We start from the raw sequence: 12,527 nt of genomic DNA on the forward strand, positions 1-12,527 counted from the left end.
CCCGTCGACGCCGGGAGAACGAGGATGGGCACATGAGCGACTGGACGGCCTTCGGACGGGTGGACGCGGACGGCACCGTTTACGTCAAGACCGCCGAGGGCGAGCGGGTGGTCGGATCCTGGCAGGCGGGAGCCCCCGAGGAGGGGCTGGCCCATTTCGCCCGCCGCTTCGCGGACCTGGTCACCGAGGTGGACCTGACCGAGGCACGGCTCAACTCGGGTGCGGCTGACGCCGGCGGATCGCTGGCCACCATCCGCCGGATCCGCGCCTCGCTGGCCGAGGCGCACGTCGTCGGCGACATCGACGCGCTGGCCGCGCGGCTGGAGAAGCTCGCCGCGGTCGCCGAGGAGAAGGCCGGCGAGGCCCGCGCCGCCAAGGACGCGGCCCGGGTCGAGGCACTGGCCCGCAAGACCGCCCTGGTGGAGGAGGCGGAGAAGCTGGCCGCCGAGTCGACCGGCTGGAAGACCGCCGGCGACCGGCTCAAGGAGATCCTCGACGAGTGGAAGACCGTCCGTGGGGTCGACAAGAAGACCGACGGTGAGCTGTGGAAGCGCTTCGCCGCCGCGCGGGACGCCTTCACCCGCCGCCGGGGCGCCCACTTCGCCACCCTGGACTCGCAGCGCAAGCAGGCGCAGCAGGTCAAGGAGGAGCTGGTCGCCGAGGCGGACAAGCTGAAGGAGTCCACCGACTGGGCGGCCACCGCCAACCAGCTCAAGGACCTGATGACCCAGTGGAAGGCGGCCCCGCGCGCCTCCAAGGAGGCCGAGCAGAAGCTCTGGGAACGGTTCCGGGCGGCCCAGGACGCGTTCTTCACCCGGCGCAGCGAGGTCTTCTCGGCCCGGGACAACGAGCAGCGGGCCAACCTGGAGCGCAAGCAGGCGCTGCTCGCCGAGGCGGAGGCGCTGGACATCGACAGCGACCCGAAGGGCGCCCAGGCCAAGCTGCGGGACATCCAGGCGCAGTGGCACGAGGCCGGCCGGGTGCCACGGGAGGCCGCCGCCGGGCTGGAGCGCCGGCTGCGCGCGATCGACGACAAGGTCCGCGAGGTGATGGACTCCGCGTGGCGGCGGACCACCAAGGAGGACAACCCGCTGCTCGCCCAGATGCGGGTGCAGGTCGCCGAGGCCGAGGATCGGCTGGCCCGGGCCCAGGCCGCCGGCGACGCCCGGCGGGTCAAGGAGGCCGAGCAGGCGCTCGCCTCGAAGCGTCAGTTCCTCCAGCTCGCCGAGCAAACCGGCTGACCAACCTGACCTAACCCCCGGAAGCCCCCGCCCGCCCTCGCGGACCGGGGGCTTCCGCCGTCCCACGCCCACCCCGCCCGGCAGCGGCACCCGCAAATTCAGAGAAAGCGTGGTCTCGCCAGCGCTGTTAGGCCCTCTTTCTGAGAATTTGCGCGGGCGCCTGCAAGATCACGGTCTGGCCCTCCGGACGTTGGTCGGGGCCCGCCGGCGCGGCGGGCCCCGACCGCGTCAGTGGGCGGCGCAGCCGGTCGTCGGCGCGGGCGCCGCGGCCGGCGCGCCGATCGTGGGCAGCCCGAGCAACACCCCGGGGGTACGCGGGGAGCGGCCGGCCTCGGCGGCGTCGCCGGCCCGGGTACGGCGGTGCGACAGCGGCTCGCCGTCGGCGTTGAGGTGGTGCGGGGCGGCGTACGTGACGGTGGTGTGCACGATGTCTCCCGGGCGGATCCGCCCGGCGAGGGACCCCGCGTCGCCGGGCTGGTCGTTCGCTCCGGCTACGCCCGTCGCGCCGAGTTGGCCGTTCGCTCCGGCTACGCCCGTCGCGAAGTGCACCAGGCGGCCGTCGCGGGCCCGGCCGGACATCCGGCCGGTGCGCTCGTCCTTGCGGCCCTCGCCGACGGCGACCAGCACCTCGACGGCCTCGCCGACCAACCGCTTGTTCTCCGCCCAGGTGATCTCCTCGACCGTGGCGATCAGCCGCTCGTACCGCTCCTGGACCACCTGCTTGGGGAGCTGGCCGTCCATCGTCGCGGCCGGGGTGCCGGGGCGCTTGGAGTACTGGAAGGTGAACGCCGAGGAGAACCGGGCCTCGCGGACCACGTCCAGGGTGCGCTGGAAGTCCGCCTCGGTCTCGCCGGGGAAGCCGACGATGATGTCGGTGGTGATCGCCGCATCCGGCATCGCCTCCCGCACCTTTTCGATGATCCCCAGGTACTTCTCCGACCGGTACGACCGGCGCATCGCCTTCAGCACGTCGTCGGAGCCGGACTGCAACGGCATGTGCAGCGAGTGACAGACGTTCGGGGTCTCGGCCATCGCGGCGATCACGTCGTCGGTGAAGTCCTTCGGGTGCGGGCTGGTGAACCGGACCCGCTCCAGCCCGTCGATCTCGCCACAGGCGCGCAGCAGCTTGCCGAAGGCGTACCGGTCGCCGAACTCGACGCCGTAGGAGTTGACGTTCTGCCCGAGCAGGGTCACCTCCAGCACGCCCTCGTCGACCAGGGCACGGACCTCGGAGAGGATGTCGCCGGGGCGGCGGTCCTTCTCCTTGCCGCGCAGGGCGGGCACGATGCAGAACGTGCAGGTGTTGTTGCAGCCCACCGAGATCGACACCCAGCCGGCGTACGTCGACTCGCGCCGGGTCGGCAGCGTCGAGGGGAAGACGTCGAGGGATTCGAGGATCTCCACCTCGGCGGCGGCGTTGTGCCGGGCCCGCTCCAGCAGCACCGGCAGCGAGCCGATGTTGTGCGTGCCGAAGACCACGTCCACCCAGGGGGCCTTGCGGAGGATGTCGCCGCGGTCCTTCTGGGCGAGGCAGCCGCCGACGGCGATCTGCATCCCGGGATGCCGGTCCTTCACGGGGCGCAGATGACCCAGGTTGCCATAGAGCCGGTTGTCGGCGTTCTCCCGGACGGCGCAGGTGTTGAACACCACCACGTCGGGGTTGTCGTCGGCCTCGGCGACACGCACGTAGCCGGCCTGTTCCAGCAGGCCGGAAATGCGCTCGGAGTCGTGCACGTTCATCTGGCAGCCGTACGTACGCACCTGGTAGGTGCGCGGGCTGCCCGCGGCTGCGGTAGTCATGACCCGGACAGCGTATCCGGGCGAGCCGATCGACCCGAACGAGGAGGAGCCGTGTGCCGAAGCATCAAGACCTTGCGTGAGCCGTACGTGCCGGAGGTGACCCGGGCCGACGTCGAGGCGGCGGCGTTGCAGTACGTCCGGAAGATCTCCGGTTTCCGGGCGCCGGCCGCGCACAACGCGGCGGCGTTCGACGCGGCGGTGGCCGCCGTCGCCGAGGCCACCGCGACCCTGCTGGACCAGCTCGTGGTCCGCGGCGGTGGCCAGCAGCCGGCCGCCCGAGGCTGAGCCGGACGGGGCCCGGCCCGGGCGGGCCGCACCCGGGCCGGGCCCTTCGCCGCGCCCCGGCGGCGGTGCCGCCGGGAGCCGGCAGGGTGCCGCCGGACGGCCGGCTGGGGCGTGCCGGGCGCCCCGCCACGGTGCCGAGGGGCGGGCGACGGCCGCCTCCCGGTCCACCCGGCGGGGCCCGGCCCGGTCAGGCGGCGGCCAGGGCCGGGACGACCGAGTCCGGGGCCCACCTGGAGCGGTGGCACCGCGACCAGCCCCGGCAACCGGGGTGGGCCAGCGTGCAGAGGCGCTGGTTGCCCAGCACCTCGCCGTCGTCGGTCTCGGCGACGTCGAAGTGCACCGGGCGGATCGTGCCGTCCGGCGCGACCAGCAGGTGCCGGCCGGCGTCGAGGGTGTCGTCGCGCAGCAGGCAGTTGCGGCCGAGCAGCCGGGCCAGCGCGGCGACGCCGGGCAGCTCGGGCAGACTCTCGGGCACCCCGTAGCAGTCCACGATCGTGCCGAACTCCCCCGGCGCCTCCCAGACGTCGCAGATCACCGCGTACGTGGGCAGCCGGGCGGGGTCGGCCACCGCGAGCGGCATCACCACCCGCCCCAGGGCCTCGGCCAGCGCCGGGTAGACCTCCACCGGGGGTACCCCGTCGATTCTCCAGTTCCACAGCTCGGTCATGCCGCCTCCTCGCTGCGTTCGTCCCACCGGCCTCCGGATCGGGCCTTAATGACGATGGTGGGGGGCATATGACCTCAGCCGGGGGCAAGTTACCGGTCTGTGACCATTCCGGGCAAAATTTCCTGGCCCGCCGTCGCGGAGAGTGGCAGGAAGATGACAGTTTATCGGGTATTGTTGCCCGTCCGGCACCCCGACACCCCACCCACTCCACTCCGGCCCGGCACCTTTGCCCGGCCCGGCTAGGCCCGGCCCGGCACCATTGCCCGGCTCGGCGACCTGCTCGGCCCGGCTCAGCGCAGCACGACGAGGTGCTCGCCGCGCGGCAGCAACTCGCCGATCACCGTGGCCCCCGGCAGCTCGCCGGCGACCAGCAGCCCGCCCGAGGTCTGGGCGTCGGCCAGCAGCAGCCGCTCCGCCTCGCCGGCCGCGCCGAAGTCCGTCCACGGGACGACCCAGTCGAGGTTGCGGCGGGTGCCGCCGCTGACGTACCCGTCGCGGACGGCCTCCCGCGCGCCCGGCAGGTACGGCACCCGGGCGGCGTCGATCGCCACCGTGAGCCGGCTGGCCCGGGCCAGCTTCGAGGCGTGCCCGAGCAGCCCGAAGCCGGTCACGTCGGTGCCGCAGCGGACCCCGGCGGCGACCGCCGCGCGGGCGGCGTCCCGGTTCAGCGCCGCCATCGAGGCGACCGCCTCGGCGAACCGCTCCCCGGTGGCCTTGTGCCGGGTGTTGAGCACCCCGACGCCGAGCGGCTTGGTCAGCGACAACGGCAGCCCGGCCCGGCCGGCGTCCAGGGTGATCAGCTCCTCGGGCCGGACCACGCCGGTGACCGCGAGGCCGTACTTCGGGCCGTCGTCGTCGACGCTGTGCCCGCCGGCCAGGTGGCAGCCGGCCGCCCGGGCCACGTCCTGGCCGCCGCGCAGCACCTCCCGGGCCAGCTCCAGCGGCAGCCGCTCGCGGGGCCAGCAGAGCAGGTTGAGCCCGACGAGCGGGGTGCCCCCCATGGCGTACACGTCGGAGAGCGCGTTCGCGGCGGCGATCCGGCCCCAGTCGTACGCGTCGTCGACGACCGGGGTGAAGAAGTCGGCGGTGCTGACCAGGCCGGTCCGCTCGTCGAGGCGGACCACCGCGGCGTCGTCGCCGTGGTCCAGGCCGACCAGCAGCTCGGCCGTGCCGCTGGCGGGGCCGAGCCCGGCGACCATCGCCTCCAGCTCGCCGGGTGGGATCTTGCACGCACACCCGCCGCCACGGGCGTAATCGGTCAGGCGCACCGGTTCGGTCATCCCCCCATGATCCCCACGCGACGGGGCCCCCGCCACCGGACCGGCCGACCGGCTCCGGAATTCGGGCCCCTGACGACGATCGTTACCGGTGTTACCGCACCGTGACCAGATCAGCGGCATTCCACCATGTCGGCCCGCCTACAGTGGCCGGACCGGGGGTCATCCGACTCCACTGGCGTACGTGACGACAGGGACGGTGGACGACGTGACGACGGGCGAACCGCTCATCGTGCTGGACTCGGTCAACAAGTGGTTCGGGCCGCTGCACGTGCTGGACGACGTCTCGCTCTCCGTCGGCAAGGGCGAGGTGGTCGTGGTGATCGGCCCGTCCGGCTCCGGGAAGTCGACCCTGTGCCGCACGATCAACCGCCTGGAGCCGATCAGCTCCGGCAGCATCACCTTCGACGGCCAGCCGTTGCCGGCCGAAGGGAAGGCGCTGGCCAGGCTGCGCAGCGAGGTCGGCATGGTGTTCCAGTCGTTCAACCTCTTCGCGCACAAGACCATCCTGGAGAACGTCACCCTGGGTCCCGTCAAGGTCCGCAAGGAGAAGGCGGCCAGCGCGCGCGAGCGCGGGCTGGCCCTGCTGGACCGGGTGGGCATCGCCAACCAGGCCGACAAGTTCCCCGCCCAGCTCTCCGGCGGCCAGCAGCAGCGGGTGGCGATCGCCCGGGCGCTGGCCATGCAGCCCAAGGCGATGCTCTTCGACGAGCCGACCAGCGCGCTGGACCCGGAGATGGTGGGCGAGGTGCTGGACGTGATGACCTCGCTGGCCCGCGAGGGCATGACCATGGTCGTGGTCACCCACGAGATGGGCTTCGCCCGGCACGCGGCCAACCGGGTCATCTTCATGGCCGACGGCCAACTCGTCGAGGACGCGCCCCCCGCCGAGTTCTTCGCCAACCCGAGCAGCGAGCGGGCCAGGGACTTCCTCTCCAAGATTCTCACGCACTAGGCGTCCGTACCTGGAGCGCGCCGCCGCCCGGCGGGTTCCGATCGAGAAGGAGAAACACATGCGTATCACGCGCGTAGCGGCGCTCGCGACGGCCGCCACCCTGGCGCTCGGCATCACCGCATGCGGTGGTGACGACGCCGAGAAGGACACCGGAGCCGGCAGCAAGTCCTTCGCCGCCGGCAGCACGATGGAGCGCCTCAACAAGGCCCAGTCCATCAAGATCGGCACAAAGTTCGACCAGCCGGGCTTCGGCCAGAAGGGCCTGTCGGGCAAGCCGGAGGGCTTCGACGTTGAGGTCGCGAAGATCATCGTCAAGGAGCTGGGCATTCCCGAGGACAAAATCGAGTGGGTCGAGGCCCCCTCGAAGGTCCGCGAGGATGTAATCGTGAACGGCACGGTCGACCTGGTCGCCGCGACTTACACCATCAACGACAAGCGCAAGGAGCGCATCGCGTTCGCCGGGCCGTACTACGAGGCCGGCCAGAACATCATGGTGAAGAAGGACGACGCCGTGATCACCGGCCCGGACTCGTTCAAGGACGGCACCAAGAAGGTCTGCTCGGTCACCGGCTCCACCCCGGCCGAGGAGATCAAGAAGCACGTCAAGGACGTCGCCACCCAACTGGTGCTCTTCGACACCTACGACAAGTGCCGCGACGCCCTCAAGGGCGGCCAGGTCGACGCCGTCACCACGGACAACGTGATCCTGCTCGGCTACATCGCCAAGGACGAGGCGTCGTTCAAGCTGGCCGGTGCCAACTTCACCAAGGAACCGTACGGCCTCGGGGTGAAGAAGGAGGACACCGCCTTCCGCAACTTCGTCAACGACACGCTGGAGAAGGCGTTCGCGGACGGCAGCTGGAAGAAGGCCTGGGACGGCACCGCCGGCAAGTTCGGCGCCGAGCTGGGCTCCGCCCCGACCGTCAACCGCTACTGATCGATTCCTATCTGGAGGGTGGGGAGGAAGACCGACCCGTGAGTGTGCTCATCGACAAGCTCGACGTCTTCGCGGGTGGTTTCTGGCTCACCCTCCAGATCTGCGTACTCGCCGCGATCGGCGCCCTGATCCTGGGCGCCGTCGTGGCGGTACTGCGGATCTCCCCGGTGCCGCCGCTGCGGGCGCTCGGCACCGGCTACGTCAACGTCTTCCGGAACATGCCGCTGACCGTGGTGATGTTCTTTACCGCGTTTGGCCTGCCGGCGCTCGGCTCCAACGCGGATTTCCTGCGCATCCCCGGCGTGGACATGCTGTTCAGCCGGCTCGGCACGGACCTGCCGTACTTCCGCTTCGCGCTGATCGCGCTGGTGCTCTACACAGCGGCGTTCGTCTGCGAGGCGCTGCGTTCCGGGGTGAACGCGGTCCCCGCCGGCCAGGCAGAGGCCGCCCGGTCGCTAGGGCTCACGTTCGGCCAGAACCTGCGGTACGTGGTGCTGCCGCAGTCCTGGAAGGCCTCCGTGGTGCCACTCGGCTCGGTGATCATCGCGATGATCAAGAACTCGGCGCTGGTCGGTTTCTTCGGCGTGGTCGGCGACCTGTCGCAGACCGCCGACCAACTGACCTCGGCCGAGGGCTACGCCTTCGTCCCCGTCGCCATCGGCATCTCGATCGGATATCTGATCATGACGATCCCCCTCGGCGCGCTCCTCGACCGGATCGAGAAGCGGCAGGCGGTGGCCCGATGAGCCAGCAGAGCGTCCTCTATGACGTCCCCGGCCCCCGGCAGCGCCGGATCACCCTGATCGGCAGCGCGCTGGCAACGGTGGTGCTGCTCGCGGGCGCGTACTTCCTGGTGTACCGCCCGCTGGACGCCAAGGGCCAGTTCGCGATGGAACTCTGGGGGCCACTGGTCGACCCGTCCAACGAGAACTTCTCGCTGGTGTGGGACAGGATCGGCGTCGGCTTCAAGAACACGCTGACCGCCGCCGCCCTGGCGATCGTCGCCTCGCTGGTGGTCGGCATGCTGCTCGCGGTGCTACGGATCCAGCTCAAGAGCCTGACCCGCCGCCGGTTCACCGGGGCCGCCACCCCGTTGGGGTACCTGCTGCGTGGGCTGAGCGTCCTACTGTCGGCGGTCACCCGGGTCTTCGTCGAGGTGTTCCGGGGCCTACCCGTGGTCATCACGATCTTCTTCGTGGCCCGCGGCTTCCCCGAGTTCGACATCTCGCTCAACGCGCTGTGGTACCTGGTCATCGGCCTGACCATCTACAATTCGGTGGTGATCGCCGAGATCCTCCGCTCCGGCATGGAGGGCCTGCCCGGAGGGCAGGCCGAGGCGGCGGCGGCGATCGGGCTCTCCCCGATGCAGACCACCCGGATGATCCTGCTGCCGCAGGCGTTCCGGATCATGCTGCCGGCGCTGATCAGCCAGCTCGTCGTGGTGCTCAAGGACACCTCGCTCGGCTTCATCATCAGCTACGAGGAGACCCTGAACATCGGCAAGCAGATCATCGGCGTGCTGGAAAACCCGATCCAGGTCTACGTGGTGATCGCGGTGCTGTTCATCGTGGTGAACTACTCCCTGTCGAAGCTGGCCCAGTACGTCCAGCACCGGCTCTCCCGGGGCCGCAAGACCGCTGGCACGCCCGCCCAGAACCCGCCGCCCGCAGCGATCATGTCGCAGGCCGAGGGCGCTGGCGGCCCCGGCTAGCACCGACCCTATGACGCGATGGGGCCGGCACAGATCCCGTGCCGGCCCGTCGCGTTATAGGAAAAGGGAGCAGCGGCAAGCTAAAGAGCAAAATCGACCGGATCGCCGCCGTCCTACCCGGCCTCGGCATGCCCGCGTCGTCGAGCCAGCGCCGGATCGAAAGGTGGGACTGCCGGTCGATCAAGTCCGCCCCGTTACCTTCTTCCCGGCGTCGTAGCCGGGCACGAGCCTGGCCGCGTCGCCGTGGACCTGGCCGTGATGCTCGCCGACAGCGGTGAGGCCATCGCCGATCTCGCGGTGCTCCGCGACCAGACAGCCCTGTTCGGGCCGGTCGCGTCCGACGCGACCGCATGGCGACTGTTGTCCGACCTGGACGACGCCATGCTGGCCGAGCTACGCGTCACGCGGACACAGGCCCCCAAGGTCGCGTGGCCCAGCACGCCGACGCCCGCAGCATCTGACCGCGCTACCCCGTCCGGCAGGCTGACCCCTCGCCACCACGACCCGACAAGCAGCCATGGAGAAAACCGGCCCCCAGCACCGGGCCACTACCAGGCCCACGATGCAGGAGTTGGGTCCAGAGGTTCAGCGGGCGATCTCGGTGACCCGGGACTCGCGCACCACGGTCACCCGGATCTGGCCCGGGTAGGTCAGCTCCTCCTCGATCTGCTTGGCCACGTCCCGGGCCAGCACCGCCGCACCGATGTCGTCGACGTCGTCGGGCTTGACCATCACCCGGATCTCCCGGCCCGCCTGCATGGCGAAGACCTTCTCCACGCCGAGCTTCCCGGCCGCGATCTCCTCGATCCGCTCCAGCCGCTTGACGTACGCCTCAAGGCTCTCCCGCCGCGCCCCCGGCCGGCCGCCGGAGCAGGCGTCGGAGGCCTGGGTGAGGACGGCCTCGATGGTCTGCGGCGGCACCTCGTTGTGGTGCGCCTCGATGGCGTGGACGACGTCCTCGCTCTCGCCGTACTTGCGGGCCAGGTCGGCGCCGATGATGGCGTGGCTGCCCTCCACCTCGTGGGTGAGCGCCTTGCCGATGTCGTGCAGGAACGCCGAGCGCTTGATCGTCGGCACGTCCAGCCGCAGCTCGGCGGCCATGATCCCGGCGATGTGCGCGGTCTCGACGAGGTGCTTGAGCACGTTCTGCCCGTACGAGGTGCGGTAGCGCAGCCGGCCGAGCAGGGTGACCATCTCGTCGTGGATCTCGGTGATGCCGACCTCGACGAGGGCGTCCTCGGCGGCCCGGCGGCAGAGCTGCTCCACCTCCTGCCGGGCGAGGTCGTAGACCTCCTCGATCCGGTGCGGGTGGATCCGGCCGTCGAGCACCAGCTTCTCCAGGGTGAGCCGGCCGACCTCGCGCCGCACCGGGTCGAAGCAGGACAGCAGCACCGCCTCGGGGGTGTCGTCGATGATCAGGTTGACCCCGGTGACCGACTCGAAGGCGCGGATGTTGCGGCCCTCCCGGCCGATGATCCGCCCCTTCATCTCGTCCCCGGGCAGGTGCAGGACGCTGACCACGCTCTCCGCGGTCTGCTCGCTGGCCACCCGCTGGATGGCGTCCACGACGATGTGCCGGGCGCGCTGCTCGGCGGTGTTGCGGGCGTCGGACTCGATGTCCCGGACCAGCAGCGCGGCCTCCCGCTTGGCCTGCGTCTCGATCGCCTCGATCAGCTCGCTGCGGGCGGTGTCGGCGGTCAGCCCGGCGACGCGCTCCAGTTCCCGCCGGCGCTGCTCCTCCGCCTCGGTGAGCGCCCGTTCCCGCTCGGCCAGCGCGGACTCCCGGACGGCCAGGGCGGCGCTGGTGGCGGTGAGCTGCCGCTCCCGGTCGGCGAGCCGCTCCACCTCCTCGGTGTGCAGCCGCTCCCGCTCGTCCATCCGGGCGGCCCGCCGCTCCACCTCTGCGGCCTGTTCCCGGGTGGTCGCGGCGAGCACCGCCACCTCGCGTTCGCCGCTGCGCCGGGCCGTCGTACGCAACTGCTCGGCGTCCGCCTCGGCCTGCTTGTGGGCCCGCTCCAGGACGGTGTCCGCCTCGGCACGGGCGTCGTCGAGCACCCGGCGGGCCTCGGCGCGGGCCGCCTTCGCCTCGGCCTTCGCGGCGGCGGCCTCGGCGCGGGCCGCGGCGGCGGCGGACTTGGCCACGTCGATGGTGCTGTTCGCCTCGTCGGCGGCGGTGCGCAGCGCGGCCAGCGACTGCTCCTGGCGGTCCTTCTCGGCGATGAAGGCCGGGTCCTCGGGGCGGGGGGCGGCGCTGATCCGGCGCATCGTGCGCAGCCCCACCAGCACCGCGCCGACGACCACGGCGGCCAGCACCAGCACCACGGCGAGGATGACGACGTCGAAGGCGTTCACGGCCGGACCGCCGCGTCGACGCGGGCCGAACCGAACCGACGGGTCGGGGTGTGCCGGCGGACCCGGCCGCCCGTCGGTGTGCCGCGACCGACGGCCGTCCTGCCGGGACCACCGGTGTACCTGTGCCGCCCCGTCATGGCCGCCTCCCCCTGAACGTCGCGCCGCAGTGATCGTGCCGGTGGCACGCGCGCTACGGCTCTGAGACGCCCGACCTGAGCGGCTGGCCGTGGGTAGCTCTCACCGCCGGCGGTGCCCACGGGCATCGTCGGCGGCCGGGTGCAGTTGTCGCACCAGCTCCGGACCGGCCTGTCCGGAGCTGGCACCGCAGGCCGGCGAGCCGGCCAAAGTGATGCTGTTCTGTTACGCGATCTATGTTGTGCGCTTAGCCTGCGCTGGTCGGGCAATGTGAGCCTGTATGGCGAGGCTAGGTCTCCGGGGGCCGTCTGGTCAAGGACTCATGATCAAACCCCCCGAACGGAGCGAAGTTGAGGGGTCACCGAAAGCTGATCCGGCCTCGGACACCGGCGGACAAAGGAGGCGTGGCGCACCCGCCATCGGGGCATCGGCGCCGCTCGGCTCGCCCCGCGCGCGAGGGCCGCGCCCGGTCAGTCGAGGCTGCGGCTGTCCCGGTCGATGTCGCCCTCCGCGTCGGCGAGCGCGTCGGCGTCGATCCGGTCGGCGAACTCCGCCGCCTCGGCGCTCTGCGCGGCGAGCGCGTCCTTCACCGCCCGGATCGCCACGCCCGGCGGGTAGCCCTTGCGGGCGAGCATGCCGACGAGCCGGCGGAACACCGCGTCCGGCTCGCCCCGGGCGGTGCGGAGCTTCCGCTCGACCAGCGCCCGGGCCGTCTCGGCCTCGGTCTCCTCGTCCAGCTCGCCGAGCGCCTCGGTGGCCACCTCGCCGTCCACGCCGCGCCGGCGCAGCTCGTTGGCGAGCGCCCGGCGGGCCAGCCCCCGGCCGGCGTGCCGGCTGGACACCCAGGCCCGGGCGAAGGCCGCGTCGTCGATGATGCCGACCTCGTCGTACCGGTCGAGCACTCCGGCGGAGACCTCCTCGGAGATCCCCCGCTTGGCCAGCGCGGTGGCCAACTCGGCCCGGGTGCGCGGGCGCAGGGCGAGCTGGCGCAGGCAGATCTCCCGGGCCACCTCGGCCTCGTCCCGGGGCGTGGCCTGCCCGCCGGACTCCGGATCGGGCCGATCACGCCGGTCGCGCCGGGAACAGGGCGGGGTGTCGGCGTCGCCCGCCCGGGGCGGGCTGGCATCCCAACCCCGCCCCGTCCGGGCGCGTCGTCCTGCCACGGGT

11 protein-coding genes and 1 pseudogene are annotated in these 12,527 nt (G+C 71.9%); 7 read left to right on the forward strand and 5 right to left on the reverse strand.

Annotation, left to right across the window (positions count from 1 at the left end; genetic code table 11):
- Positions 1 to 32 precede the first annotated feature (32 nt).
- Positions 33 to 1,241 (forward strand): DUF349 domain-containing protein, encoded by a 1,209-nt coding sequence (locus OOK41_RS26265; protein ID WP_266267080.1) that lies wholly within the window; start codon positions 33 to 35, stop codon positions 1,239 to 1,241.
- 228 nt (positions 1,242 to 1,469) lie between these two features.
- Here the strand turns inward: OOK41_RS26265 and miaB are convergent, their stop codons facing one another.
- Positions 1,470 to 3,041, reverse strand: coding sequence for a tRNA (N6-isopentenyl adenosine(37)-C2)-methylthiotransferase MiaB (miaB, locus tag OOK41_RS26270; protein ID WP_266267081.1), 1,572 nt, complete (start codon positions 3,039 to 3,041; stop codon positions 1,470 to 1,472).
- 51 nt (positions 3,042 to 3,092) lie between these two features.
- Between miaB and OOK41_RS26275 the strand changes: the two genes are divergently transcribed.
- Entirely contained in the window at positions 3,093 to 3,326 is a 234-nt protein-coding gene (locus OOK41_RS26275; RefSeq protein WP_117666583.1) for a DUF2277 family protein, read from the forward strand.
- A gap of 187 nt (positions 3,327 to 3,513) precedes the next feature.
- On the opposite strand, the gene OOK41_RS26280 is transcribed toward OOK41_RS26275, so the two are convergent.
- Both OOK41_RS26280 and selD read right to left on the reverse strand, forming a co-directional pair.
- Entirely contained in the window at positions 3,514 to 3,993 is a 480-nt protein-coding gene (locus tag OOK41_RS26280) for a hypothetical protein (protein WP_117666581.1), read from the reverse strand.
- Between the two features lie 290 nt (positions 3,994 to 4,283).
- On the reverse strand, positions 4,284 to 5,273 hold the full coding sequence (gene selD, locus OOK41_RS26285) for a selenide, water dikinase SelD (protein ID WP_117666579.1): 990 nt from the start codon (positions 5,271 to 5,273) through the stop codon (positions 4,284 to 4,286).
- A gap of 196 nt (positions 5,274 to 5,469) precedes the next feature.
- Here selD and OOK41_RS26290 point away from each other — a divergent pair, with 196 nt between their 5' ends.
- The 5 genes and pseudogenes from OOK41_RS26290 to OOK41_RS26310 all read left to right on the forward strand — a co-directional run.
- The gene (locus OOK41_RS26290) at positions 5,470 to 6,225 is read left to right on the forward strand and encodes an amino acid ABC transporter ATP-binding protein (protein WP_266267993.1); all 756 of its coding nucleotides are present in this window, start codon (positions 5,470 to 5,472) and stop codon (positions 6,223 to 6,225) included.
- A 58-nt stretch (positions 6,226 to 6,283) separates the two neighbouring features.
- Positions 6,284 to 7,162, forward strand: coding sequence for a glutamate ABC transporter substrate-binding protein (locus OOK41_RS26295; RefSeq protein ID WP_266267082.1), 879 nt, complete (start codon positions 6,284 to 6,286; stop codon positions 7,160 to 7,162).
- A gap of 38 nt (positions 7,163 to 7,200) precedes the next feature.
- Positions 7,201 to 7,908: an amino acid ABC transporter permease gene (locus OOK41_RS26300; protein ID WP_266267083.1), complete on the forward strand. Its 708-nt coding sequence runs from the start codon at positions 7,201 to 7,203 to the stop codon at positions 7,906 to 7,908.
- A complete protein-coding gene (locus tag OOK41_RS26305) occupies positions 7,905 to 8,873 on the forward strand; it encodes an amino acid ABC transporter permease (protein ID WP_266267084.1) in 969 nt (322 codons plus the stop codon). The genes OOK41_RS26300 and OOK41_RS26305 overlap by 4 nt, the downstream gene beginning before the upstream one ends.
- Positions 8,874 to 9,089: 216 nt before the next feature.
- Positions 9,090 to 9,305, forward strand: a pseudogene (locus OOK41_RS26310) (IS1380 family transposase); the annotation flags it as partial.
- A 153-nt stretch (positions 9,306 to 9,458) separates the two neighbouring features.
- Here OOK41_RS26310 and rny read toward each other — a convergent pair.
- Both rny and OOK41_RS26320 read right to left on the reverse strand, forming a co-directional pair.
- Positions 9,459 to 11,225 carry a ribonuclease Y gene (rny, locus tag OOK41_RS26315; RefSeq protein ID WP_117666569.1) on the reverse strand — a complete coding sequence of 589 codons (1,767 nt, stop codon included), beginning with the start codon at positions 11,223 to 11,225 and terminating at the stop codon, positions 9,459 to 9,461.
- Positions 11,226 to 11,830: 605 nt separating this feature from the next.
- Positions 11,831 to 12,523, reverse strand: coding sequence for a regulatory protein RecX (locus OOK41_RS26320; RefSeq protein ID WP_266267085.1), 693 nt, complete (start codon positions 12,521 to 12,523; stop codon positions 11,831 to 11,833).
- Positions 12,524 to 12,527: the final 4 nt, after the last annotated feature.

The sequence above is a fragment of the Micromonospora sp. NBC_01655 genome, from assembly GCF_026339755.1.
Lineage (GTDB): Bacteria > Actinomycetota > Actinomycetes > Mycobacteriales > Micromonosporaceae > Micromonospora.